Below are 24,530 nucleotides of genomic sequence, written 5' to 3' on the forward strand. Positions count from 1 at the left end.
GCCGGGCATGGACCAAGCGCTGATCCTCAGCGCCGTGCTGATGGGCCTGGCCGGCACGCCGCATTGCCTGGCGATGTGCGGCGCGGCCTGCACCGCCGCCGCCGGCGGTGGCCAGCCCGGGCGGCTGCTGGCTTTCCACCTGGGGCGGCTGCTGGCCTATGCCGCGGCAGGCGCGGTGGCGGCCGCCAGTGTGGGCAGCCTGGCGGCGCTGGGGCAGGCTGTCGGCGCATTGCGCCCGCTCTGGACCCTCGTCCACGCCGCTGCACTGGCGCTGGGTCTGTTCTTGCTGTGGCAGGGCCGCCAGCCCGCCTGGATGGAGCAACTGGGCCGGGCGCGTACCAAGGATGTTCCGCACCGTCCCGGCGAGCGCTGGCAGGCCGTGCGTGGCCCGGCGCGCAGCGCCGGTGTCGGCCTGGCCTGGGTGGCCTGGCCCTGTGGCCTGCTGCAATCGGCGCTGCTGGTGGCGGCGCTGGCCAACTCGGCGCCGGCCGGTGCGCTGGTGATGGCCAGTTTTGCCGCGGCATCGGCCGCCGGGCTGGTGCTGGGGCCGGCGCTGTGGTGGCGGCTGTCGGGGCGGCGCGGTGGTGCGGCGGCGGTGTCGCCGGCCTTGGCAGTGCGCTGGGCGGGCGCCGCGCTCGCGCTGGCCTCGGCCTGGGCGCTGGGCCATGGCCTGTGGATGCGGGTGTTGGCCTGGTGCTTCAGCTAGGCGATCGCCAGAAACACAAACGCCCGGCGGAGCCGGGCGTCGGTGCATGAACCGGGGCCGCGAGCGGCCCGCGGCGCAAGCGATTTACTTCTTCGAAGCGGCAGCAGCGGCGGGGGCGGCGGCCTTCTTGTCGGCCTTCGCGTCAGCCTTCGAAGCGGCGGCGGCGGGAGCGGCGGGCTTCTCTTCCTTCTTCGCCTGGGCGAACGCACCGGTGGCGGCGAAAGCGGCGATGGACAGGGCAGCCAGGAGCTTGGTCATTTTCAGGGTCCTCAAGTTGGTTTGAAATGCCCGCCTTCGTCGGGCGAGCCCCGGTGAAACGTTGCCGCCCGTCAGTCGGTTGACAGCGCCGATGGCATAAAATTCGAGGGTTTTCCAACCGAAGCGCAGCGCGCGGAGCCAACGCACATGTACCAGCACATCAAGGTGCCCGAGGGTGGGCAGAAGATCACCGTCAACGCCGACTACTCGCTCAACGTGCCTGATCAGCCGATCATTCCGTACATCGAGGGCGACGGCACGGGCTTCGACATCACCCCGGTGATGATCAAGGTGGTGGACGCGGCGGTGGCCAAGGCCTACGGCGGCAGCAAGAAGATCCACTGGATGGAGATCTACGCCGGCGAGAAGAGCACCAAGGTCTACGGTCCCGATGTCTGGCTGCCCGAGGAAACCCTGGCGGCGCTGCGCGAGTATGTGGTGTCGATCAAGGGCCCGCTGACCACCCCGGTGGGCGGCGGCATCCGCAGCCTGAACGTGGCGCTGCGGCAAGAGCTGGACCTGTACGTCTGCCTGCGCCCGGTGCAGTACTTCAAGGGCGTGCCCTCGCCGGTGAAGGAGCCGCACAAGATCGACATGGTGATCTTCCGCGAGAACAGCGAAGACATCTACGCCGGCATCGAGTACGAGGCCAAGACCGACAAGGCGAAGAAGCTCATCAAATTCCTGCAGGAAGAGATGGGCGTCAAGAAGATCCGCTTCCCCGAGACCTCGGGCATCGGCATCAAGCCGGTGTCGATCGAAGGCACCGAGCGCCTGGTGCGCAAGGCCATCCAGTACGCCATCGACAACGACAAGCCCAGCGTGACCATCGTGCACAAGGGCAACATCATGAAGTACACCGAGGGTGGCTTCCGTGACTGGGCCTACGCGCTGGCACAGAAGGAATTCGGCGCCGAGCTGATCGACGGCGGCCCGTGGTGCCAGTTCAAGAACCCGAAGACCGGCAAGACCATCACCATCAAGGATTCGATCGCCGACGCCTTCCTGCAGCAGATCCTGCTGCGCCCGGCCGAGTACTCGGTGATCGCCACCCTGAACCTGAACGGCGACTACATCTCCGACGCGCTGGCCGCCCAGGTGGGTGGCATCGGCATCGCCCCGGGTGCCAACCTGAGCGACAGCGTGGCCTGCTTCGAGGCCACCCACGGCACGGCGCCGAAGTACGCCGGCAAGGACTACGTGAACCCCGGTTCCGAGATCCTGTCGGCCGAGATGATGCTGCGCCACATGGGCTGGGTGGCTGCGGCCGACCTGATCCTGGCGTCGATGGAGCGCGCCATCGCCAGCAAGAAGGTCACCTACGACTTCGCCCGCCTGATGGAAGGCGCGACCCAGGTGTCGTGCTCGGGCTTCGGCCAGGTGATGATCGACCACATGTGAGGTCGGTCCCCGGCGTCTCCTGACGCCCTGCAAGCCCCTGATCTTCTTCTGGAAGCCAGGGGCTTCGTCGTTTCAAGCGGCACCCCACCCGGCGACATCGAGACCGGAGGTGGCGGAGGTCAGGCCCGGCGCGGGCGTCAGCTGGTGGTCTTGAATCCGACGCGGGCGATCAGGTCGCGCCAGCGATCGCGCTCGTCCGCCAGATGCTGCGTCAGGGCGCCGGTTGCGAGATCGCCCGGCGCGAGCGCGAGCGACAGCAGTTGCGCAGCCATCTGCGGTGCCCGAAGCGATGCCTGGATGGCTGCGGCCAGCTCGTCCGCCTTGGCCGCCGGTGCCTTGGCCGGCAGGAACATCGCAAAGGCCTCTGTCAGCGGCGTGCACGCGATGCCCTGTTCGAGCAGGGTCGGGACCGTGTCCAGCCCGGGCCAGCGCGCCTTGCTGGTCACGGCCAGTGCACGGATGGCACCGCTCCGCAGCAGCGGCACGGCGGCGGCCGACACCACCAGCGCCGCGGGGAGACCACCTTCCTGCAGTTCGCGCAGCAGGGGTGCCGTGCCGGGATAGGCGTCGGCCCGCAGGTTCAGGCCCGTGGCCTGGCCCAGCTGCAGCCCCAGCAGATGCGGCGCGGAACCCAGGCCTGGCAGGCCGTAGTTGTTGCGGCCCGGGTTGTCCTTGACCCACTTCACATAGCTGGCCGCATCCTGCACCTCGGGCGGCATGTGCTTGCCGACGCACAGGACGAAGGTGAATTCAGCGATCGAGGCGACAGCCTGCAAGGATGTCCGCGGGTCGGCCGGGAGCTTGCGCACCTGGGGCAGCAGCGTGGCGAGCGAGGTCGGCACGACCATGGCGACACTGCCGTCGGCCGGTGCGTCCATCAACTCGCGCAGGGCCCGGGAGCCCGACTGGCCAGGCAGGTGCGTGAGCCTGGACGGCAGGGTCGGGCGGTATCGGCCGCGCAGTTCGACAGCCAGGACGTCGTAGATGTCGTCCATCGACGTGCCGGGCGCGAAGCCGTAGAGAACGCGGGACTCGGGGGTGTCCGCGCGGGCGCTGCCCAGGCCTGTTGCCGCGCTGGCGGCCAGCGTTTGAAGCAGCTGGCGGCGGCGCATCGTGAAGCTCATGTCAAGTCTCCCATGGTTGGCTGGGTGGGGCGCCGACATCCCTCGGCTGTGGGTCGCCAGGGCTGGCGAGGTCGGATCGGCGGCGGGCAGCGGTGCAACCCAGGTTGGCCCGGCCCAGGCTCAGGCCGTTGTGCCGAAGCGCAGTTCCTGCGTCAGCGACTCGAAGTAGCGGCTCTCGCGACGCAGCCGTTCGATCAGCGCGTCGCCCGTGACGAGGTTGTTCACGATGTTGGCCAGCGCCGGGTTGCTGGCGGGATCCCTGCCAGGCAGGGACTTGCCCAGGCTGTCGACGAGCCGCTGCCGCACAGCTGGCGACAGCGTGGCCGGACCGGCCCACACATACCAGCCCGTGGCTTCCAGATCCTGGAAACCGGCTTCGGAGAAGGTGGGCACATCGGGAATCGTCGGCCAGCGCGCCTTGCCCACCACGGCCAGCGGCCGCAGGCGCAGGCCATCCGCCCCGCGCAAGCTGTCCACCGGCATGATGGCCGCCGCGAGCATGGCGGACGCGAGGTCGCGGCGAATGGCGTCGGAGCTGGCGTAGCTGACGGGCCGGATGTTGGCGCCCGCCAGCCGCGCCAGCATCGTGCCCACCAGGTGCGGGATCGAGCCGAACTGGGTGGAGCCGTAGTTGCGGCTGTCGGGGTTGTCGGCCACCCAGGCCAGGTACTCCTTGACCGTGGTGACCTGGGCGTCGACATGCGGCGCCACGGCCAGCACCCAGGTGAAGTCGGCCAGTGCCGCCACCGGCGTCAGGTCGCTCAGCGGGGCGTAGCGGCCTCTGCTGGCCGCCAGCTGCGGCGTCAGCGTCAGCAGGCTGTTCTGCGTGTGCATCAGCAGCGAGCCATCCGGCGGCGCCTTGCGGATGGTGTCGACGAAGCGCAGCGGCCCACCCACGGTCTGGCTTTCGGCCGCCAGTGGCGGGGTGTAGTGCGGTCCCTTCAGGCCGGTGACCTCGCGCGCGAAGCGGCCCATCACCGAATCGGTGGGCAGGTTGAACAGCAGGCGGCCCTTGTCTGCGGCGGTCTGCGCACGGGCCCAGTCAAGCGGCAGCGCCGCGGCGCCCAGGCTGGCGCACTGGCGGAGGAATTGTCGACGGTGCTTCATGGTGGCTTCCTGTGGGCGGCCTTCAGGTCCGCAGTTCGGCGATCAGCAGTCGCCAGACCTGGCGCCATGCCAGCGCGCCAAGGCTTTCAGGGGCGGCATCGACCAGCACCAGCCCGCGTTGCAACATGGCCAGGCGGTCGCTGCCGACCGGGCCTTCGATCTCAAAGCGCACGCTGAACTGCCCGTGCACCGGCACCAGCCGCCCCTTGGCATCCACTTGCGCCGCGATGCGGCCGCCCTGGGTGGAGGCCAGCATGCCGGGCGTCAACTGCTCCGCCGCCACGTCGTCGATCTCGACCAGGCGCACGGGCACGGTCGGCATCGACGGGTCGTCGGGCACGAAGCGGCCGTGCGTGCCCGTCTGCACACGGCGCAGCTCGCGTTCGGCGAGGTAGCCGCGGACGTCCTGGCGGTCGCCGTGCAACACGCGCAGCAGCGTCTGTCCGGGGCGCACCCACATGCCGGCGCGCAGGGCCGGCGCCAGGTCGGCCGTGGCGCCCTCACTGGCGGCGCGCACGGCCATCAGCGCCTGCCGGGCTTGCGCGCCCTCGCGGTCGCTCCTGGCCGTCACCACCTGCGCAGCCAGGACGCGGCTGGCCTGCTGGTCGCGCGCGCTCGCCGGCGCGCGGTCCAGCCGCACGTGGGCCAGGGCCTCGTCCACCGCAGCCGCCTCGCCGCGGCGCTCCAGCTCCGGCGAGACCAGCTGCAGCAGCGGCTGTCCGGCGCGCACGCGCTGGCCGTCCACGACCCACAGCGCTTGCACCAGGGCGGGCTCGGGCGCCTCGACCACGGTCTGTTGGGTCCAGCCCAGCACCGCGGGCACGGCCACGCTGCGGTCCAGCGGCCATGCCAGCAGCAGCGCCAGCCCGGCCAATGTCGCGGCCATCCGCAGGCGCGTCAGTGTCTGGCTGAACAGGCCCAGCTGCCGCCCGTGCTGCAGCCGGCGCCAGATCGGCAGCAGCAGCAGCACCCAGACCGCCACGGCCGCCACCGGCAGCACCAGGGTCGTGCCGACGAAGCGGTAGACCAGCCAGGTGACGGCCGCGTACAGCACCAGCCGGTAGAGCCAGACCGCGTGGCCAAACAGCGCCAGGCCCACGGCCAGGCGCCGCGGCGGCATTTCCGGTGGCGGCTCGGCCGGCCCGAAGAGCAGCCGTGACCAGCACCAGCCGGCGTAGGCCAGCGAGCGCGGCTGCAGGTTCTCGATGCCCAGCGCATCGCTGAGCATGTGGTAGCCGTCAAACCGCCCCAGCGGATTCAGGTTGACGGCCAGGCTGGTGGCCAGGCTGGTGGTGGCCAGCATGGCGGCGGTGGTGCGCGCCGCACCGTCGGGCAGGATGGACCAGGCCAGCACGGCCCAACCGGCCACCCAGGTTTCCGCCAGCATGCCGGCCGCGCCCACCAGCACGCGGCCACGGCGGCTGGGCAAGGCGTGGGTGCCGCTGGTCTCGGTGTAGACCATGGGCAGGCCCATGGACACCGCCAGGCCCATGTGGGGGACACGCACGCCCTGCGCCACGCAGGCCCAGGCATGGCCCAGCTCGTGCACCACCTTCATCGCGACGAGGGCAAGCAGGAAGCCCAGGGCGCCCCAGGGGGTCAGCAGGGCTTGCACGCCGTCGCGGAACGCGTCCCACTGCCGGCTGGCCATGGCCAGGCCCAGGCCGGTGGCGGCCAACCAGATGAGCAACCAGGCCGGCGACACCAGCGTGCGCACCAGTGGCAGCGTGCGCTCCAGCAGGCCCTGGGGCCGCAACACGACGAAGCGCCACTGCAGCGCGGCAAACACCCGCTGCAGCGCGGTGGGCGGCCGGGGTGGCTCGGCGTCCAGCACCAGGTGGTGCAGCCGCAGGAACGCCAGCAGCGCCTGCAGGCGCTGGGTGTCCAGCCGGCGGCCTTGCCGTTCCAGTGCCTGGCCCAGGCGTGTGCTGTCGCCCTGGTCCCAGTGCGCCAGCAATTGCCGGTCATCGTCGCTGATGACGAAGTGCTGGTCGCGCAGCGGATCGACCAGCAGCCACACGGGCACGCCGTCAGCGCCTGGCGGCCGGGACTTCAGGCGCAGGTCCTGGCGCAAGGGCGGCAGGGTCAGGGGCTTGTGCATGGCCGGCGGCGCCCTCAGTAGCCCAGCGACTGGCGCAGCGCCGCCCACGGGCGGTGGAGCAGCTGCAAGGCCAGGGGCACGTCATCGCCATAGAGGCGTGCGGTGCCGCGTCCACCGATGCGCGGCACATGGCCGTCGGTGGGCTCGGCCCAGACGGTGTAGCTGCTCTCGGTCGCACCCGGCCGCTGCCGGGGCGTGTACGCCACGCTGGCCACCCGCGCTGCATGGCCGCCCAGCGGGGCGTTGTCCATGTAGACAGCGACCTTGGCGCCGGGCTTGAGCGCCAGCACGTCGTTGACGTTCATCTCGACGCGGTAGCGCACATCGCGGGGCTCGGCCACCTGCACCAGTTCTTCGCCCACCTGCACCGCCCGGCCTTCCCAGTCGCGGCGGTCGGTGTAGAGGGCGACGCCGTCCGCCGGCGAGCGCACCACGCTGCGGGCGAGCAGGTCGTTGGCGTAGCCCAGGTTCAGCCGGGCCAGCTTGAGCTCGGCATAGGCCGTGGCCAGTTCCTCGCGGGCACTGGGGTCGGTGAAGGCCTGGACGCCCAGGGTGGCGTGCCGCGCCTGGGCGACCGCCACGCGCTGCTGCGCCAGCACAGCGTCGTTGCGGGCCTGCACATCCTCAAACTGCACCAGCGGCTGGCCGGCCTTCACCGCCTGGTTCGGTGCCACCAGCATGCTGCGCACCGCGCCGTTCAGCGGCGCGGTGATCAGCACCGGGGCACGCGGCGCCACCTCCAGTGGCGCCATCACGTTGCGCTGCACCGGCACCAGGCCGGCTGCCACCACGGCCAGCAGCGCTGCAAGGCCCAGGCGCAGCGCGCGGGCCGGCGGCAGGCGCAGCCGCGGATGCCGCTGCAGCGCGTGCCAGGCGTGGCCGTAGGTCTCGCCCAGGCGCTGCAGCAACACGGCCTCGGCCGGGCTGTGGGCCTGACTGCGCAGGCACAGCATGCCGGCACCGATCTCGCCGTCACGGTCCGGCATCGGCACCCAGTAGGCATGTGGCGTGCTGCAGTCCGCCAACGCATGCCGGGTGGCACGGTCGGTGTCCTGCAGCGGGTCGTGCAACTGGTGCGCGGCCGACCTGGCCAGGTCGCCGCGGCCGTGCAGCGTGCGCAGCTGGCCTTCGAGCGCCCGCACCAAGGCGGCTTCACGGTCCACGTCGGGCACCGCACTGTGGGCCACGCAGGCCCACTGGTGGCTGCGGTGGCGGCGGCGGAACACCAGCACCAGGTCGCTGCGCACCAGGGGCTGGGTGGCGTTGCACAGGTGGTGCAGCAGAGCGGCCTCGGTGTCGAGGCCGCGCACCTCCCGCTCATGCTGCAGCAGGCGTAGCGCAGGGCTGTGGGTGGTGGTCGCGGGCGCGGGCGCAGGGCCCGGTGTCGGTGCGGGTTGTTCCGGTCCCACCTGGGGGATCTGCATGGCCGACCGCAGCGCGCGGCGCAGCACGTCGTCTGCGCGCAGGGCCGATGCGGCAGGGGCAGGCGCCGCCGCCGCCGTGGCGGTGGTCGGGTCCGGCGCGGACGCGGGCGCTGCCGCCGGCTCAGTGTGTTCGACCAGGGAAGCTTGCATAACCGCTCATGCCGGGCAGTGGAAGGGGCGTGCTGGCGTTGGGCTGCTGCAGCTTGCCGACGATGCGTGCAGTGCGGCTCACCGGGTCGATGCTGGGCGTGACCCGCTCGATCTGTCCCTTCCAGCGGCCGCCGGTCTCGTCGACGGTCAGCACCAGCGGTGCGCCAGGCTTCAGACGCACCAGCCAGGTCGAAGGCACCAGGATGTCCACCTCGAGGTCGTCGGGATCGACGATCTTCAGCAGCGGCTGGCTCGGCGACACCGCTTCGTGCGCGCGGGCCAGGTGCTGCACGACGCGGCCCTGGAAGGGCGCAACGATCCTGCAGTCCTTCACCGTGGCGTTCAGCGCCTCGGCCTCGGCCGTCACCTTGTCGAGTTGCGCGATGGACACCAGCAGGTCGTTCTTGCCGATGGACTCGAAGCGGTCGAGCTCGCGGTTGGTGTCCACCATCTTGCTCTGCACCTGCACTGCAGCGGCCGCCGCTCTGGCCTCGGCCAGCTGGCGTTCGCAGTCGAAGGCCACCAGCAGCGTGCCTTCGTTGAAGGCCTGGCCCTCCCGCACCGGCATCTGCGTGATGCGCGCCGCCAGCCGCGAGGACAGCGTGGCCTCACGCACGGCGCGGACGATGGCCCTGGCCTGGCCGCTGCCACCGGTGGCGGTGTCCACCGCCAGCCTGGACGCGGGCGTCGGCACGGCGCCAGCGCTGGCTGTCTGCGCATGGGCGGCACCGCCGGCCATCGCGGCCGCCAGCAGCAGTGCAAGAAGCGGTGGATGCATCATGAAGCCTTGGGCAAGGGGGGGAGCGACAGCGCACGGTCGGTCCAGTGCTCCTCCAGCTTGTCGGTCATCTCCGACAGTGGCTCGGAGCTGTCCAGCTTGAGATCGAAGTTGTCCAGACCCATGGACGCGTACAAATTGGCATAGGCGTTCTGCAGGTCGGCGTAGGCGTTGTCGTAGCGCACCTCGGCCAGCACGGCGTTCATTTCCTCACGGACCAGGTTCTGCTGGCTGATGGCCCGGGCCTTGAAGGCGCCGCGCGATGTCTCGGTCAGCCGGGCCTGCACGCCGTTGGACTGGCGCACCACGGTCAGTTCCTGGGCCAGGCGCACGAAGCGCACGCGGGCGACATGCACCTGGGTCATCACCGCCATGGTCAGCGCCAGGTCGCGCTGGTCCTGCACATCCAGTTCGGCCAGCAGCACCGCCTTCTCGCGTGGCCGGCGGAACACCGACATCACGCTCCAGCTGACGCGGGCACTGAAGTCCAGCCAGTCCTTGTTGTACAGGAACTGGTTGCTGTCGTGGTTCAGCCCCAGCACCGCCTTCACCGAGGGCAGGCTGCGCAGCAGGGAGGCGCGGTCTTCCAGCTCGGTGATCTGACGCCGGTGGCCGGCTTCGTGCATCTCGGGCCGGAAGCGCAGCGCGGTGAGCACCATCTCGTTGGCCGAGCCGGGCAGCTCAGGCACGACGTCGGTGCGGTCGGGCAGCACCAGCTGGTAGCTGGTTTCCGGCGTCAGGTTCATCAGCGCCGCGAGCTGGTTCTTGGCCAGCGTCAACTCGCGCTGCAGCTTCTGCACCTCGGCTTGCACGCCCAGCAGGTCGCGCTGGAAGGCCAGCACCGCCAGCGGCGACGCCACGCGCCGGCTCTCCAGCGCTTCGGCCTGGGCGAGTGCCTTCAAGGCCAGGCCTTCGACCTGGGACAGCCGCTTGAAGGTGCGGTCGGCACTGACGGCACGCCAGTAGGCGGTGCGCACGTCCTCGACGATCCGCGTCATGACCTTGCGGCGGCGCTCTGCCGCGATGCGTGCCTCGCTGGACTGCTGGAGGCTGCGCACGTAGGCCATGCCGAAGTCCAGCACGTCCCAGCTGGCCCGGATCTCGCCGTTGGTGCTGCGGCGTTCGCTGGAGGTGGAGGGCTCCAGCGACTGCTTGCCGCTGAGCAGCGAACGGCTGCGCGCGCCGGCGTCGTTGTCGCGGCCTGCAAAGCCGCTCTGCGCCACCAGGTCCGGCAGCATGTCCAGGCGCCGCAGGTCCAGCTGCTTGAGCTTCAGCGCCTCGTCCATGGCCTCGATGCGGGCGTCGAGGTTGTACTTGATGGCCCGCGCCATGGCCTCGTACAGCGAGATCGGACCATTGACCGGTTCTTCCCGGGTGATGGTGTCGCGCAGGCGCTGGAAGGTGTTCACGGCGCGCTGGTCGTGGTTCACGGGGGCCGGCATGGTGCTGCAACCTGCCAGCCCGAGCAGGGCTGCCGTGCCGCTGGCAGTGAGCAGTCGGCGGCGGGCGAGGATCGGCGGGAGGTTCATCGGAGGCTTTCAGCGGGGGCACCAGGCTGGACGGTCAGGCCAGCGCATGGGCCAGGTCGTCCAGTTCGGCGCGACGGCGGCGTTGGTCTTGCAGCAGCAACTCGGACAGGGTCTCGGGGATGGCGACGGGCTGCGCGTCCAAGGCCTCTTGCAGGCGCATGCCGCTGCGGGCCAGCCCCGGCTCGTTGCCGGGCAATCCGACGGCGAGGCCCAGGTCTGCGAGGCCGCTCCCGCTGCGGGCGGCGTTGTCCAGGCCGGTGTCCACACGCAGGGGCGTCCTGAAGCCCTCGTTCATGTCGCCGACGACCGCGGCGATCGGACTGTCCTGGCTGAGCGCGGCAGAGGCCGCGAGGTTCTGGATCCCGCCGACCGACCAACCCAGGGCCTGGTTGCCCGCCAGCGCCTCGGTGCCGCCCAGGCGCTTGACATCGTTCACGGCCTTGATGAGGACCGTGTCGTGGGTGGCGGTGCGCAGGTCCTGGGGCGGGACCGGCGTGGTGTCGGCGGTGTTGGTGCTGGGCGTGGCCAACGCGGGCGGCGGCTCGGCGGTGACCGTGGCGGTCGGCGGCGCATCCGATGGCACCGGCGCGTCGTCCTGCGCGGTCACGTTGATGGTGACCGTGGCCGTGCGCGCCGCGCCCTGGCTGTCGGTCACCGTGAAGCGGAAGCTGTCGGTGCCGTTGAAGTCGGCGTCGGGCATGTAGGTGTAGCTGCCGTCGGCGTTGAACGTGACGCTGCCGTTGGCGGGTGCCGTGGCCAGCGCGGCGGTCAGGGCATCATCGTCGCCGCTGCCGTCCAGTGCATTGCCGGCCACCGGTGTGTCTTCTGCCGTCGTCACGGCCAGCGACGGCACCAAGGGCGCGGGGTTGGTGGCCGTCAGCAGGAAGGTCTGGCGCACGCTCGCGTCGGCCTGATCGGTGGCGGAGATGGTCACGGCGTAGACGCCGCCAGCGCCACCGCTGGACGCTGCGCGGTCGAGGCGGCCGCTGATCACCCCGGTTGCCGGGTCGATGGCCAGCCCGGCCGGCAGGCCGGTGGCGCTGTAGCGCAGCGCCGTGCCATCGGCATCGCGGAAGGGCAGGGCGGCCTGCAGCGTCAGCAACTGGCCTTCGATGCCGGTCACGTCGCGCAGCGCCGGCCCGTCGGCCAGCGGCGCATCGTTGATGGCCGTGACCGTCACGGTGACGGTGGACGTCGTGCTGGCGCCCTGCGCATCGGTCACCGTGTAGGTGAAGGTGTCGCTGCCGTTGAAGTCGGCATCGGGCGTGTAGGTGTAGGTGCCATCGGTTGCCAGCACCACGCTGCCATGCGCCGGCGCAGTGGCCAGCGCGGCGCTGAGCGTGTCGTCGTCGCTGTCGCTGGCCAGCAGGTTGCCGGTGAGGGGGGTGTCCTCGGCTCCAGTGGCGCTGTCGGCATGCGCCGCGGGGCCGGGGTTGGTGGCGGTGAAGGCAAAGGTCTGGCTGCCCAGGCCTCCGCCGGTGTCGCTGGCGGTGACGGTGACGCTGTAAACGCCCGCTGACCCGCCGGTCGAGGCGTTGGCCGCCAGCGTGCCGCTGATGACACCCGTGACGGGGTGGATGGCCAGGCCTGGCGGCAGGCCGGTGGCGCTGTAGCGGAGGGCCTGGCCCTCCGGCTCGACGAAGCCGGCAGCCGTGTCGATGACCAGGGCCTGGCCGTCAGCGGCCGTCTTGGCCGTCAGCGGCATGCTGCTGGATGCGGGCGCGTCATTGACGGACGCGACGTTGAGCGTGACGGTGGCCGTGGCGGCGGCGCCCTGGGCGTCCGTGACGGTGTAGGTGAAGCTGTCGCTGCCGTTGAAGTTGGCGCCGGCGGTGTAGCTGTAGCTGCCATCGGTGCTCAGCGTCACGCTGCCGTGGGCCGGGCCGCTGACCAGGGTTGCGGTGAGGCTGTCGTCGTCGCGGTCGTTGGCCAGCACGTCGCCGGTGATGGCGCTGTCTTCAGCGCCGCTGGCGCTGTCAGCCGTGGCCGTCGGTCCTGGATTGCCCACCGTCCACTGCACCGTTTGGGCCGCCACGCCGCCGGCACCGTCGTCGGCTGTCACCGTCACGGTGTAGACGCCGCCGGTGCCGCCGGTCGAGGCGCTGGCGGGCAGCGTGCCCCTGATCTCGCCCGTGGCGGCATGGATGGACAAGCCCGGCGGCAGGCCTGTGGCGCTGTAGCTTGGCGGCGGACCATCGGGGTCGGTGAAGGCTGCGCCGGCGTCGATGCTGACCACCTGGCCGTCGCTGAGGTTGGCGTCTGCCAGCCGTGTGGATGAAGGTGCAGGTGGCGTGTTCACCGGCACCACGGTGATGGTCACCGTGGCCGTGGCGCTGGCGCCCTGGGCGTCGGTGGCGCGGTAGCTGAAGGTGTCGCTGCCGTTGTCGCCCGCCGAGGGCGTGTAGGTGTAGCTGCCGTCGTTGTTGAAGACCAGGCTGCCGCGGGCTGGTGCGCTGACGAGACTCGCCGTCAGTGCGTCGTCGTCCACATCGTTGGCGAGCACCTGGCCATTGACGCTGCTGCCTTCGTCGACGCGCGTGTTGTCGGACGTGGCCATGGGGCCGGCATTGGTGGCGGTGAAGGCAAACGTCTGGCTCGCTGTGCTGCCCAGGCCGTCGCTGGCGGTGACCGTCACGGCGTAGACGCCGCCGATTCCACCGGCCGACGCCGTGGCGCTCAGCGTGCCGGTGATCACGCCGGTGCTGGTGTCGATGCCCAGCCCCGGTGGCAGGCCGGTGGCGATGTAGCTCAGGGTGTCGCCGTCAACATCGGTGAAGCCCGCCGCGGTGGTGATGCTGACGGCGCTGCCGTCCAGACCGGTTGCGGCGGCCAGTGGCGTGCCGCTGGCGCCTGGGTCGTCGTTGACCGGTGCCACGGAGATGGTCACGGTGGCCGTGGCAGTGGCGCCCTGGGCGTCAGTGACTGTGTAGGTGAAGCTGTCGGTGCCATTGAAGTGGGCACTCGGCGTGTAGCTGTAGCTGCCGTCCGCTGCAAGCGTCACGCTGCCGTGTGCTGGTCCGCTGGCCAGCGTGGCGGTGAGGCTGTCGTCGTCACTTTCGTTGGCCAGCACGTTGCCGGTGATGGCGGTGTCTTCATCACCGCTTGCACTGTCGGCGTTGGCAGTCGGGCCCGGGTTGCTGGCGGTGAAGTCGAAGCGCTGGCCAGAAGTGCCGCCCAAGCCATCGCTGGCGGTGACTGTCACGACGTAGACGCCGCTGATTCCACCGGCCGACGCCGCGCCGCTCAGCCTGCCGGTGATCACGCCGGTGCTGGCGTCGATGCCCAGCCCCGGTGGCAGGCCGGTGGCGCTGTAGCTCAGGGTGTCGCCGTCAACATCGGTGAAGCCCGCCGCGGTGGCGATGCTGACGGCGCTGCCGTCCAGACCGGTTGCGGCGGCCAGTGGCGTGCCGCTGGCCCCAGGGCCGTCGTTGACCGGTGCCACGGAGATCGTCACGGTGGCTGTGGCGGTGGCGCCCTGGGCATCGGTCACTGTGTAGACGAAGCTGTCGCTGCCGTTGAAGTTGACACCCGGCGTGTAGGCATAGCCGCCGTCGGTGTTCAGCGTGACGCTGCCGTGCGCCGGGCCGCTGACCAGCGTGGCAGTGAGGCTGTCGTCGTCACTGTCGTTGGCCAGCACGTTGCCGGTGATGGCGCTGTCTTCATTGCCGCTGGCGCTGTCGGCGTTGGCGGTGGGGCCCGGATTGCTGGCGGTGAAATCAAAGGTCTGGCTGGCGGTGCCGCCCAGGCCGTCGCTGGCGGTGACCGTCACGGTGTAGACGCCAGCCGTGCCTCCGGCCGACGCGGCGGCACTCAGCGTGCCGCTGATCAACCCGGTGCTGGCATCGATGCTCAGCCCCGGCGGCAGGCCGATGGCGCTGTAGCTGAGGGTGTCGCCGTCAACATCGGTGAAGGCCGCAGCGGTGGCGATGCTGACGGCGCTGCCGTCCAGGCCGGTGGCGGCGGCCAGCGGGGTGCTCGATGGTGCTGGCGCGTCGTTGATGGCGGTGATGCTCAGCGTCACGGTGGCTGTGGCGGTGGCGCCCTGGGCATCGGTCACCGTGTAGACGAAGCCATCGCTGCCGCTGTGGTTCGCGGCGGGCGTGTAGGTATAGCTGCCGTCGGTGTTCAGCGTGACGCTGCCGTGTGCCGGTGGCGTGGCGATGGTCGTCGTGACCAGGTCGTCGTCACTGTCGTTGGCCAGCACGTTGCCGGTGATGGCGCTGTCTTCATTGCCGCTGGCGCTGTCGGCGTTGGCCGTGGAGCCCGGATTGCTGGCGGTGAAATCAAACGTCTGGCTGGCGGTGCCGCCCAGGCCGTCGCTGGCGGTGACCGCCACAGAGTAGACGCCAGCCGTGCCTCCGGCCGACGCGGCGGCACTCAGCGTGCCGCTGATCAACCCGGTGCTGGCATCGATGCTCAGCCCCGGCGGCAGGCCTGTCGCGCTGTAGCTGAGGGTGTCGCCGTCAGCATCGGTGAATGCTGCAGCGGTGGCGATGCTGACGGCGCTGCCGTCCAGACCGGATTCGGCGGCCAGAGGCGTGCCGCTGGCGCCAGGGCTGTCGTTGACCGGTGCCACAGAGATCGTCACGGCGGCCGTGGCAGTGGCGCCCTGGGCATCGGTGACGGTGTAGGTGAAGCTGTCGGTGCCGTTGAAGTCGGCTGCTGGCGTGTAGGTGTAGCTGCCATCGGCTGCCAGCGTCACGCTGCCGTGTGCTGGTCCGCTGACCAGCGTGGCAGTGAGGCTGTCGTCGTCGCTGTCGTTGGCCAGCACGTTGCCGGTGATGGCGGTATCTTCACTGCCGCCGGCGTTGTCTGCGGTGGCGTTCGGACCCGGGTTGCTGACGGTGAATGCAAAGGTCTGGCTTGCTGTGCCGCCCAGGCCGTCGCTGGCGGTGACCGTCACGGTGTAGACGCCAGCAGTGCCTCCGGCCGATGCAGCGGCGCTCAAGGTGCCGCTGATCAGACCGGTGCTGGCGTCGATGCTCAACCCTGGTGGCAGGCCGGTGGCGCTGTAGCTGAGGGTGTCGCCGTCAACATCTGTGAAGCCCGCGGCGGTGGCGATGCTGATGGCGCTGCCGTCCAGACCGGATTCGGCGGCCAGAGGCGTACCACTGGCGCCAGGGCCGTCATTGACCGGTGCCGCGGAGATGGTCACGGTGGCCGTGGCAGTGGCGCCTTGCGCATCGGTCACCGTGTAGACGAAGCTGTCGGTGCCATTGAAGTTGGCACTCGGCGTGTAGCTGTAGCTGCCGTCCGCTGCCAGCGTCACGCTGCCGTGTGCTGGTCCGCTGACCAGCGTGGCAGTGAGGCTGTCGTCGTCACTGTCGTTGGCCAGCACATTGCCGGTGATGATGTTGTCTTCATTGCCGCCTGCGCTGTCTGCGTTGGCGGTCGGGCTCGGATTGCTGGCGGTGAAATCAAAGCTCTGGCTGGCAGTGCCGCCCAGGCCGTCGCTGGCGGTGACCGTCACGGTGTAGACGCCAGCCGTGCCTCCGGCCGACGCGGCGGCACTCAGCATGCCGCTGATCAACCCGGTGCTGGCATCGATGCTCAGCCCCGGCGGCAGGCCGGTGACGCTGTAGCTGATGGTGTCGCCGTCAGCATCGGTGAAGGCAGCAGCGGTGGCGATGCTGACGGCGCTGCCGTCCAGACCGGATTCGGCGGCCAGAGGCGTGCCGCTGGCGCCAGGGCTGTCGTTGACCGGTGCCAGGGAGATGGTCACGGTGGCCGTGGCCGTGGCGCCCTGGGCGTCGGTGACTGTGTAGCTGAAGCTGTCGGTGCCGTTGAAGTTGGCACTCGGCGTGTAGCTGTAGCTGCCGTCCGCTGCCAACGTCACGCTGCCGTGGGCCGGGCCGCTGGCCAGCGTGGCAGAGAGGCTGTCGTCGTCGCTGTCGTTGGCCAGCACATTGCCGGTGATGGCGGTGTCCTCAGCGCCGCTGGCGCTGTCGTTCACGCCCACCGGGTCCGGGTTGCTGACCGTGAAAGTGAAGCTGCGCGTCAGCGTGCCGCCCTTGCCGTCGCTGGCGGTGATGGCGACGGCGTAGGCGCCGCCGGTGCCGCCGGCCGAGGCGTTGGCGTCGAGGGTGCCGCTGATTTGCCCGGTGGCCACGTCGAGCGACAAGCCCGGGGGCAGGCCGCTGGCGCTGTAGCTCAGGGTGTCGCCGTCGGGGTCGCTGAAGGCTCCAGCCACATGGAAGCTCTGCACCTGGCCGTCGAGCGCCGAGCGCGCGGGCAGCGGCGCGGCAGCCACCAGCTGGGCGTCCACGGTCAGCGTGACGGTGGCGGTCTCGGTCGTGCCGTTGCTGGTGACGGTGTAGGTGAAGCTGTCGGTGCCGTGGTAGCCGGCGTCGGGCGTGTAGACGGCGTTGCCGGCGGCGTCGATGCTGACGCTGCCGTGCGCACCCTGGCTGTAGCCGGTGACCGCGCGGCCGGGGTTTTCGAAGTGGTCGTTGGCCAGCACGTTGAGGCTGACCGCCTGGTCCTGCACCAGCACCGCGGTGTCGTCCACCACGTCGGCCACCGCAGCAATGCCGATGGGCAGTTCGGCGGTCACCACCGGCAGGCCGAGCAGCGTGTCCAGCGCGGTGATGTGCAGCGTCACCGCGCCGTTGTGGTCGGCGCCCGGCGTGTACACCAGACCGGCCAGCGCCGCATTGATGTCGGTGGCCAGCCCCGAGAAGGTCAGCGCGCTGTCGCTCACGCGGTCGCCATCTGCCAGCGTGAGGTTGGCTGTGGAGCCCAGCGTCAGGTCGCCGATGGCCACGCTCAGGCTCACCGAGATCAGGTTGCCGTTGACGTCGCCGATGCTGATCCTGTTGCCGCCGGCGTCCACCACCAGCAGCGGCTGGTCTTCGCCGAGCAGGTTGATCAGCGTCGGCAGCGCGATGTCGATGTTCTGCGGCGACACCGTGACGGTGGCCAGGCCGGGCAGCAGCGCATCGGCGCCAGTGCTGTCGCGCACGGTGTACTGGATGGTGTCCACGCCGTTGAAGCCGGCCCCGGGCGTGTAGGTGACGGTGCCGTTGCCATTGATGACCACGCTGCCGTGGCTGGCGCTGGCGCTGGTGACGCTCAGCGTGTCGCCCAGGGCCACCAGGTCGTTGGCCAGCACGGCCAGCGTGACCGCGGTGTTGGTGTAGGTGGTGGCGGTGTCCACCACCGCGACTGGTGGCGCGTGCGCGGCGGTGAGCGTCAGTGTCAGCGTCTGCGACACGGTGGCGCCCAGGCTGTCTGTCGCGGTCACGCTGACCGGATGGTCGCCCACGGCCAGCGTGGTGCCGGTGATCACGCCGGTGCTGGCATCGATGCCCAGTCCGCTGGGCAGGCCGCTGGCGCTGAAGGTCAGCACCTGCGCATTGGTGGCCACGTCCACGTCGGCAAAGGCGGTGGCCGTCACCAGGTTCAGCGGCGTGCCGGCGGTGGCCAACACCGTGCCCAGCGGGGCGGCCGAGGCCGTGGGCGCATCGTTGGCGGCGGTCACCGTCACTGTCACCGTTGCCACGGCGCTGGCGCCCTGGCTGTCGGTGACGGTGTAGCTGAAGGTGTCGCTGCCGTTGAAGTCGGCGTTGGGCGTGTAGGTGTAGGCGCCGTTGGTGGCCACGGTCACCGTGCCGTTCAAGGCTGGCGTCAGCAGCGCGGCGGTCAGTGCGTCGTCGTCGCCATCGTTGGCCAGCAGATGGCCGCTGATGCCCGTGTCTTCCATTCCGCTGGCGCTGTCGGCCGTGGCGTCGGGGGCGGGGTTGGTGGCGGTCAGCACCAGCACCTGGCTGGCCATGCCGCCGTTGCCATCGCTGGCGGTCACGGTCACGGCGTAGACGCCGGCCGTGCCGCCGGCCGAGGCATTGGCCGCCAGCACGCCGCTGATCGCGCCCGTGCTGGCGTGGATGCTCAGGCCCGCCGGCAGGCCGCTGGCGCTGAAGCTCAGCGGGTCGCCATCCGGGTCGGAGAAGCTGCTGCCAGTGTCGATGCTCAGCGCCTGGCCGTCCTGTGCTGCCACGGCCGCCAGCGGCAGTCCCACCGGCGGCAGGTTGGGCGCGGTCACCTGCAGGCTGAGCGGCTGGCTGGCGCTGGCGCCAGCGCTGTCGGTGGCGGTGATGGTGGCGCTGTAGCTGCCCGCCACCAGCGGCGTGCCCGCGACGACGCCGGTGCCGGCATGGATGGTCACACCCGCCGGCAGGCCGCTGGCGCTGTAGACCAACGATTGCCCGTTGCTGGCGACATCGACATCGGCAAACCCGCCGGCGGTGGCGATGCCGAGGGCCTGGCCCGTCAGCACGCTCGCAGCGGCCAGCGTGCCCGTGGTGGTGGGCGCATCGTTGACCGCAGCGACCGTGATCGACACCGTGGCCAGGCCGAAGGCGCCCTGTGCATCGGTGACGCGGTAGGTGAAGCTGTCGCTGCCGTTGTAGTGGTTGGCCGGGATGTAGGTGTAGCCGCCATCGGCCGCCAGCGTGACGGTGCCGTGTGCCGGCGCGACGGCCAGGCTGGCGGTGAGGGCGTCGTCGTCGCTGTCGTTGGCCAGCAGGTTGCCGCCGATGGACGTGTCTTCCGCGGTGGACGCGCTGTCGCCCACGGCCACCGGACCCGGGTTGCTGGCCGTGAAGCTGAAGCTGCGGCTGGCGCTGCCGCCATGGCCGTCGCTGGCCGTCACCGTGACCGCGTGGACGCCAGCCATGCCGCCCCCCGAGGCCTGGGCGGCCAGCGTGCCGCTGATGACGCCGCTGCTGCTGTCGATGCCGAGCCCGGCCGGCAGCCCGCTGGCGCTGAAGCTGAGCGTGTCGCCATCGGCGTCGCTGAAGCCCGCCGCCGTGGCGATGCTGATGGCGCTGCCATCGGCACCGCTGCGGGCGGCCAGCAGGTTGCCGACCGGTGCGTCGTTCACCGCCGTCACGGTGATGTGGACGGTGGTCGAACTGGTCAGGATGCCCAGCAGGTTGTAGGCCTTGACGGTGAAACTGTCGGTGCCGTTGTAGTCGGGGTCGGGCGTGTAGGTGTAGGCGCCTGCGACGGTCACCACGGCCGTGCCGTGGCTGGGGGCGACGGTCAGTTGCGCCACACCCAGGAGAACCGGCACCGTGCCCACGGCGGTGCTGTCCTCGGTCATCGTCACGCTCTGGGTGCCCAGCAGGCTGTCCCAATCGGCTGCGCTCAGCGCGTGCAGGGTCACGTCGCCGTGTCGCACTTCCAGATCCCAGTCGCCGCCGAGGCTGCTGCTGCCCGTGCTGTCGCTCGACGCCGCAATGTCCACGTCCAGCGCAATGGCCAGCGCGGCGACAGCGGCGCTGCCGCGGTCGCCGGCGCCGAAGTTGCAGCCGTAGACCAGCAGGTCGGCGCCGCTGGCCAGGTGGGTCCCGATCTCGCGCAGCAGCGTGGCTTGCAGCGCGTCCAACCGGGTCGGATCGAAGCCGGTGCTGCCCAGTTGCAGCCCGCCCGCGTGGCCGTGGGTGAGCAGATGCACACCACGGACGTCGTGCTGGCCGCGCAGCGCATCGGCCATCTGCTGCAGGCCATCGCGGGTGCTGTCGAGGACGACGACCTGCAGGCCTGCGGGCAGTTGCCCGAGAAGTTGCGCGAGGCTGGGCACATCGTCGGCCACGAAGACGACCTGCGGGCCAGCGCCGGGGCTCACTCCCAGCGCCGCGCCCAGTGCGGCAGTGTCGTCCGCGCGGTGGGGGCCGTCAGCGTCGCCACCATCGGCGCCGGCGGCAGGCACCTGATCGACCCCGGGCGCCGACAGATCGGCGGCCAGCGCCAGCGCCGCGGCGTCGAACATGACGCGCGATTCCAGCGCCAGTGGCGAGCGGTAGGTCTTGAAGCGCACGGCCGCCGGCTCGGTCAGACGGCCACGGTGGCCGGGCCGGACAGCGTGTTGGCCGGGTCCGGCCGCGTCGGTCTGCACGGGCCATCAGGCGCTGGGTGGCGGCCAGGGCTGCCTGGGAGATCGGTGGGCGAGCATGAGCGCATCGCTGTCTATCGACAGGTGCTGCTCAAAACTTGAAATCGCAAAAATCAATAAAAACGCCGGCGACTGCGGTCGCGTGCATAGTTCACGCCCGTTGCCGTTGCCGTTGCCGTTGCCGTTGCCGTGGGCGGACGGCCGGGCCCGTGCGGGCCCGGTGCTGCGTCAAGCCTTGGGCATGCGGAACAGGCCGCAGATCTTGTTGCCGTCGGGGTCGCGCAGGTAGGCCAGGTACAGCTTGCCGGCGGCACCTTCGCGCACGCCCGGCGGGTCTTCGCAGGTGCTGCCGCCGTTGGCGACGCCGGCAGCATGCCAGGCATCCACCTGCTCGGCCGACTGGCAGGCGAAGCCGTAGGTGCTGCCGTTGCCCACCGAGGCCGGCTGGCCGTTGATCGGCAGCGACACCGAGAAGGTGCCCGCCGGCGTGCGCCAGAAGATGCGGTGGCGGTCGACGAAACCGGGCGCCACGCCCAGCGTGCCCAGCACGGCGTCGTAGAACGCCTTCGAGGCCTCGAGGTTGTTGGTGCCGATCATGATGTGCGAGAACATGGGGTGGTTGACTCCAGGCATGGGATGGATGGGACGGGCCACCGGCGGCAACCCGAGGCGCAAGATACACCGGCACGCTGCGGGTCGACGTCGCCTGCGGGTCGATCTTCGGGTCTGCCCCAGGGTATGCCGCGGCCACAGTTCCCCTTCGCCAACGGCGCATGGCCGGCGGGCCGCGCTGACCCTAGACTCCTGCGCAGCCCGCCCGGCCAGAGGCGGAAGCCACCACCCTGACGCGAGGAGACCGCATGCACATCCACCACCACCCGTCCACGCCTGTCGCAGCCCGCAGTGCCGCACGCTGGACCCGCCTGGCCACTGCCGCCGCCCTGGTCGTTGCCGCCGGCGGTGCACTGGCGCAGGACAAGATCTCCGACGGCATCGTCAAGATCGGCCTGCTCAGCGACCTGTCCGGCGTGTACGCCGACATCGTGGGCCCGGGCGCGGTGATCGCCGCCAAGATGGCCATCGCCGACTTCGGCGGCAAGGTGCTGGGCAAGCCGATCGAACTGGTGGTGGCCGACACCCAGAACAAGGCCGACATCACCGCCGCCAAGGCGCGCGAATGGTTCGACACCCAGAAGGTCGACATGCTGGGCGACGTGGCTGCCACCGCGCCCGCGCTGGCAGCCCTGCAGGTGGCCAAGCAGAAGAACAAGATCGCGCTGTTCCCCAGCGCTGCCAGCAGCCGCCTGAGCAACGAGGACTGCTCGGCCATCAGCGTGCACTGGACCTATGACACCTACGCGCTGGCCGCCGGCACCGGCCGCGGGGTGGTGAAGTCGGGCGGCGACAGCTGGTTCTTCCTGACCGCCGACTACGCTTTCGGCACCAACCTGGAGAAGGACACCACCGAGGTCATCAAGGCCGAGGGCGGCAAGGTGATCGGCTCGGTCCGGCATCCGCTCAATGCCGCGGACTTCTCGTCCTTCCTGCTGCAGGCGCAGTCGTCCAAGGCCAAGATCGTGGGCCTGGCCAACGCGGGCGGCGACATGATCAACAGCATCAAGGCCGCCAACGAGTTCGGCATCACCAAGAACCAGCGCCTGGCCGCGCTGCTGGTGTTCATCAACGACATCCACTCGATGGGCCTGCCGGTGGCGCAGGGCATGCTGCTGACCGAAGCGTTCTACTGGGACAGCAGCGACGAGGCACGCAAGTGGAGCCGGCGCTTCTTCGAGCAGCACAAGCGCATGCCCAACATGGCCCAGGCTGGCATCTACTCCGGCATCACCCACTACCTGAAGGCGGTGGCCGCCACCGGCACCGACGACACCACCACGGTGATGGCCAAGATGAAGGCCACGCCGGTCAACGACTTCATGACCAAGAACGGCAAGATCCGCGAGGACGGCCGGCTGATCCGCGACATGTATGTGTACGAGGTGAAGAAGCCCAGCGAGTCCAACTACCCCTGGGACTACTACAAGCTCAAGGCCACGATCCCGGCCGAGCAGGCCTTCCTCCCGCTGTCCAGGAGCGTGTGCCCGCTGGTCAAGAAGTAGGCCGATGGCTCCAGGGCGCGGCGGCGCCCCAAAGACAAAGCCCCTGGCGATCTGCATCGCCAGGGGCTTGTTTTGTTGGTGGGCCCTGAGTGACTCGAACACTCGACCAACGGATTAAGAGTCCGCTGCTCTACCAACTGAGCTAAGAGCCCTGAAACTGTGTGAACCGGACCGGTCTCACCTGACTTTCAACACTGGTGGGTCGTGCGTGACTCGAACACGCGACCAACGGATTAAAAGTCCGCTGCTCTACCGACTGAGCTAACGACCCCGTTCGTGTAAAGCACAAGATTCTAGCCCGGATTTTGGAGGTCTGTCTAGAGGTGCGGGCCGCTTGTGTTCATCCGCGCAGGCGCATCAGCGCATGTTCGCAATCGGGCGCGTCACAGTTGTCGCAGGTCCAGCGCCAGTCGGGCTGGCTGGCATCCCTGTCTGCCAGACGGCTGAACAGGCCGGCCGCCGGCCCGCGGCGCTGGCGCAGCAGCGGTGCCACCGCATCCACGGCCGATTCCAGACGTGCCGCGCCCTGGCCGGCCACCAGGGCCCAGGGCAGGCCGTTCTGGATCAGCAGGCTGCGCACGCGGTTGTCGACCGGCACCCGCACCTGCGGGCCGTCGCGCTGCAAGCCGTCGGGCTTCCAGGCGATGTCCAGCGCCGTCAGCAGCGTGATCTGGCACTGGCGCTGCCAGGCCACGGCGTCGGCATGCAGGCGCTGGTCGTTGAACAGCCAGTCGCTGTAGACAGCGGTCATCAACGGCGTGGTGTCGCAGACCACGACGTCGTGGGTCTGCGCCGCGGCGTCGATCAGGGCCTGCTGCTGCGCGGCGATGGCGGGCTGCTCGTCAGGCTGCGGCGTGCGGCCATGCGCATCGCACCAGGCGCGCAGGTGTTCGCCCACCCAGGTGCAGCGCAGGCCGGTCAGTGTGGTCAGGCGTTCGGCCAGGGCCTGGGCCAGGGCTGTCTTGCCGGTGCTTTCGGCACCGACGATGGCGATGCGCAGCGTTGCCTCAGCCATGGGCCGGCTCTGCGCGCGCCAGTGTGGTCCAGGCACGCCAGCCGATCACCGACAGCACCGCGAACAGCGCATACAGCGCCGCCGTCAGCCACAGGCCCTTGACGCTGAACAGCAGCACGCTGACCAAGTTGACGGCCAGCCACACCGGCCAGTTGTCCAGCCGCTTGCGGGCCAACAGGATCTGCCCGGCAATGCTGCCCACGGTGGGCAGTGCGTCGAGGAAGGGCACGTCGCTGTCGGTCAGCCGCTGCAGCAGCAGGCCCAGCAGCGGCCAGGCGGCCAGCGTCAGCAGCAGCACCTGCAGCCGCTGCCGGCCGGGCAGGGCGCGCACCTGCAGCGGCTGGCCGGCGGCCTCGGTGCCGCGCAGCCACTGCCACCAGCCCCAGGCGGCCAGCACGAAGAACAGCAGCTGCAGACCGGCCTCGCCGTACAGCTTGCTGTGCAGGAACAGCACGCCGTACATCGCCGAGCTGGCCATGGCCAGCGGCCAGGCCAGCGGGTGCACCCGCAGGTTGCACAGCACCATCCACACTGCCAGCACCAGGGCCAGGCCTTCGAGCCAGCTGACGGCCGTGCCGGCGATGGTGAAGGCCGGTGCCATCAGCGGCGCGGTGGCCGCCAGGAGCTCGGTCACCGGCGCGGTGCGTACTGCACCAGGATCTCGTCGGGCTTGACCATGCCCAGATCGCTGCGGGCGCGCTCTTCCACCATCTCCAGGCCCTGGCGCAGGTCGTCGACCTCGGCCGCCAGGCGCTGGTTGGCGCGCATCAGCTCGGCATTGGCCTGCAGCTTGGCGTCCAGCTTCGCCTGCTGGCGCAGGACCGCCGGGATGCCGCCATCGCCCAGCCACAGTTCGGCCTGCACGGCAGCCAGCAGCAGCAGCAGGGCGATGGTGACGAAGCGCATGGCGGCGCGGCGGTTGGCT

At 70.4% G+C, this 24,530-nt stretch carries 15 protein-coding genes and 2 tRNA genes; 3 read left to right on the plus strand and 14 right to left on the minus strand.

Annotated features, from left to right (window positions below):
- Nucleotides 1-7 precede the first annotated feature (7 nt).
- Nucleotides 8-706, plus strand: a complete 699-nt coding sequence (locus tag FFT10_RS07480; protein ID WP_137732178.1) for a sulfite exporter TauE/SafE family protein — start codon at nucleotides 8-10, stop codon at nucleotides 704-706.
- 84 nt (nucleotides 707-790) lie between these two features.
- Here FFT10_RS07480 and FFT10_RS27945 read toward each other — a convergent pair whose 3' ends face one another.
- Complete coding sequence (locus FFT10_RS27945; protein ID WP_162854851.1) at nucleotides 791-964, minus strand: hypothetical protein; 174 nt, start codon at nucleotides 962-964, stop codon at nucleotides 791-793.
- 147 nt (nucleotides 965-1,111) lie between these two features.
- Between FFT10_RS27945 and icd the strand changes: the two genes are divergently transcribed.
- On the plus strand, nucleotides 1,112-2,365 hold the full coding sequence (gene icd, locus FFT10_RS07485) for an NADP-dependent isocitrate dehydrogenase (RefSeq protein WP_137732179.1): 1,254 nt from the start codon (nucleotides 1,112-1,114) through the stop codon (nucleotides 2,363-2,365).
- Between the two features lie 137 nt (nucleotides 2,366-2,502).
- On the opposite strand, the gene FFT10_RS07490 is transcribed toward icd, so the two are convergent.
- From FFT10_RS07490 to FFT10_RS07525, 8 genes are all read right to left on the minus strand, one after another.
- Nucleotides 2,503-3,489 (minus strand): tripartite tricarboxylate transporter substrate-binding protein, encoded by a 987-nt coding sequence (locus FFT10_RS07490; RefSeq protein ID WP_137732180.1) that lies wholly within the window; start codon nucleotides 3,487-3,489, stop codon nucleotides 2,503-2,505.
- Nucleotides 3,490-3,609: 120 nt separating this feature from the next.
- On the minus strand, nucleotides 3,610-4,596 hold the full coding sequence (locus tag FFT10_RS07495; RefSeq protein WP_137732181.1) for a tripartite tricarboxylate transporter substrate-binding protein: 987 nt from the start codon (nucleotides 4,594-4,596) through the stop codon (nucleotides 3,610-3,612).
- A 22-nt stretch (nucleotides 4,597-4,618) separates the two neighbouring features.
- Nucleotides 4,619-6,697, minus strand: a complete 2,079-nt coding sequence (locus FFT10_RS07500) for an efflux RND transporter periplasmic adaptor subunit (RefSeq protein ID WP_137732182.1) — start codon at nucleotides 6,695-6,697, stop codon at nucleotides 4,619-4,621.
- Nucleotides 6,698-6,711: 14 nt separating this feature from the next.
- The gene (locus FFT10_RS07505) at nucleotides 6,712-8,271 is read right to left on the minus strand and encodes an efflux RND transporter periplasmic adaptor subunit (RefSeq protein WP_137732183.1); all 1,560 of its coding nucleotides are present in this window, start codon (nucleotides 8,269-8,271) and stop codon (nucleotides 6,712-6,714) included.
- Complete coding sequence (locus FFT10_RS07510; protein ID WP_137732184.1) at nucleotides 8,243-9,052, minus strand: efflux RND transporter periplasmic adaptor subunit; 810 nt, start codon at nucleotides 9,050-9,052, stop codon at nucleotides 8,243-8,245. The genes FFT10_RS07505 and FFT10_RS07510 overlap by 29 nt, the downstream gene beginning before the upstream one ends.
- A complete protein-coding gene (locus tag FFT10_RS07515) occupies nucleotides 9,049-10,491 on the minus strand; it encodes a TolC family protein (RefSeq protein ID WP_162520715.1) in 1,443 nt (480 codons plus the stop codon). The genes FFT10_RS07510 and FFT10_RS07515 overlap by 4 nt, the downstream gene beginning before the upstream one ends.
- 121 nt (nucleotides 10,492-10,612) lie before the next feature.
- Nucleotides 10,613-20,398, minus strand: coding sequence for an Ig-like domain-containing protein (locus FFT10_RS07520; protein WP_137732186.1), 9,786 nt, complete (start codon nucleotides 20,396-20,398; stop codon nucleotides 10,613-10,615).
- A gap of 303 nt (nucleotides 20,399-20,701) precedes the next feature.
- Nucleotides 20,702-21,085: a VOC family protein gene (locus tag FFT10_RS07525; protein ID WP_137732187.1), complete on the minus strand. Its 384-nt coding sequence runs from the start codon at nucleotides 21,083-21,085 to the stop codon at nucleotides 20,702-20,704.
- 248 nt (nucleotides 21,086-21,333) lie between these two features.
- Here FFT10_RS07525 and FFT10_RS07530 point away from each other — a divergent pair, with 248 nt between their 5' ends.
- Nucleotides 21,334-22,590: an ABC transporter substrate-binding protein gene (locus FFT10_RS07530; RefSeq protein WP_137732188.1), complete on the plus strand. Its 1,257-nt coding sequence runs from the start codon at nucleotides 21,334-21,336 to the stop codon at nucleotides 22,588-22,590.
- Between the two features lie 76 nt (nucleotides 22,591-22,666).
- Here FFT10_RS07530 and FFT10_RS07535 read toward each other — a convergent pair.
- The 5 genes from FFT10_RS07535 to FFT10_RS07555 all read right to left on the minus strand — a co-directional run bounded on the left by FFT10_RS07535 (nucleotide 22,667) and on the right by FFT10_RS07555 (nucleotide 24,511).
- A tRNA-Lys gene (locus FFT10_RS07535) sits at nucleotides 22,667-22,742 on the minus strand.
- Between the two features lie 43 nt (nucleotides 22,743-22,785).
- A tRNA-Lys gene (locus tag FFT10_RS07540) sits at nucleotides 22,786-22,861 on the minus strand.
- Between the two features lie 69 nt (nucleotides 22,862-22,930).
- A complete protein-coding gene (locus FFT10_RS07545; protein ID WP_137732189.1) occupies nucleotides 22,931-23,605 on the minus strand; it encodes an AAA family ATPase in 675 nt (224 codons plus the stop codon).
- The gene (pnuC, locus tag FFT10_RS07550; protein WP_228026998.1) at nucleotides 23,598-24,239 is read right to left on the minus strand and encodes a nicotinamide riboside transporter PnuC; all 642 of its coding nucleotides are present in this window, start codon (nucleotides 24,237-24,239) and stop codon (nucleotides 23,598-23,600) included. The genes FFT10_RS07545 and pnuC overlap by 8 nt, the downstream gene beginning before the upstream one ends.
- Nucleotides 24,236-24,511, minus strand: a complete 276-nt coding sequence (locus FFT10_RS07555; protein WP_137732190.1) for a septum formation initiator family protein — start codon at nucleotides 24,509-24,511, stop codon at nucleotides 24,236-24,238. The genes pnuC and FFT10_RS07555 overlap by 4 nt, the downstream gene beginning before the upstream one ends.
- Nucleotides 24,512-24,530 lie beyond the last annotated feature (19 nt).

It is taken from the genome of Pseudaquabacterium pictum, from assembly GCF_005403045.1.
GTDB classification, from domain to species: domain Bacteria; phylum Pseudomonadota; class Gammaproteobacteria; order Burkholderiales; family Burkholderiaceae_C; genus Pseudaquabacterium; species Pseudaquabacterium pictum.